Origin of the sequence: Novosphingobium sp. CCH12-A3 (genome assembly GCF_001556015.1) — a bacterium.
Taxonomy (GTDB): domain Bacteria; phylum Pseudomonadota; class Alphaproteobacteria; order Sphingomonadales; family Sphingomonadaceae; genus Novosphingobium; species Novosphingobium subterraneum.
Map to the genome: position 1 here is coordinate 1 of NZ_LSIA01000091.1, position 1,143 is coordinate 1,143.

Genomic DNA, 1,143 nt, shown 5'->3' on the forward strand with positions numbered 1-1,143 from the left:
CCCGCCACCGCCGCGCTCACCGGCGTCGTGCGCGGCCCCGTCGTCGCAGGCCTCGGCTTCAAGCCTGATAACACCGCCGCCGCGCTGCAGGCCTTTGCCACATCCTGCCCCCGTCTGACAAGGCGCACCGACAATTCCGGCCTCACCCGCCCAGAGGACTGGGCTCCCGCCTGCGCCGCCGCCGCCACCTGGCCCGCGGGCGAATCCGCGCGCTTCTTCACCACCTATTTCGAAACCGCCGAAGTCGGCGATGGCGCGGCCTTCGTCACCGGCTATTTCGAACCCGAGATAGCCGGATCCCGCACCCGCCAGCCGGGTTACGACGTGCCGGTCTATGCCCTGCCGAAGGACCTCGTCCGCGCCAAACCCGGCGACGCGCAGCCCCTGCCCGACGGCAAGATGCCATTGGGCCGCTACGACCATGCCGGCGTCTTCACCGCCTATCACGATCGCGGCCAGATCGAGGACGGCGCGCTTCAGGGCAAGGGCCTCGAACTGGCATGGGCGGCCGATCCGGTCGAATTCTTCTTCCTTCAGATTCAGGGCTCGGGCCGTCTGCGCGCGCCTGATGGCAGCGTGATCCGCCTCGGCTTTGCCGGGCAGAACGGCCATGCCTACACCGGCATAGGCTCGCTGATGCGCGAGCGCGGGTTGATCGGTTCCTCGCCGGGGCAGTATTCCGGCTCGATGCAGGGCATCCAGCAGTACCTGCGCGATTTCCCCGACGCCGGACGGCAGTTGATGCGCCAGAACCGCAGCTATGTCTTCTTCCGCGAATTGACCGGCCCCGGCCCGGTCGGAGCGCTCAACGTCCCCATCGCCGGGCGCAGCACCGTCGCCGCCGATCCCGCCTTCGTGCCGCTAGGCGCGCCGATCTGGCTGCAGGTGGACCGCAAGGAAGCGAGCGGGCTGTGGGTGGCGCAGGACACCGGCGGCGCGATCCAGGGTGCCAATCGCTTTGACAGCTTCTGGGGCGCAGGCCCCGAAGCCCGCCAGATCGCCGGCGGCATGAGCGCACGGGGCCGCGCCCTCATCCTCCTGCCCAAGGGGACGCTGGCGCGTCTCGGCCAGCAGTGAGAGTCCAATAGTGGCAAGGGCTCCCCGAGGCCTCTCAGCAGAGGAGGCCGACCTGTGGAACAAGGT

Annotated in this window: 1 protein-coding gene; it reads left to right on the top strand. The window is 69.4% G+C overall.

The window, feature by feature from the left end; translation table 11 throughout:
* A partial coding sequence (locus tag AX703_RS07225) for a murein transglycosylase A (RefSeq protein WP_062343454.1) occupies positions 1–1,077 on the top strand: 1,077 nt, incomplete at its 5' end.
* Positions 1,078–1,143: the final 66 nt, after the last annotated feature.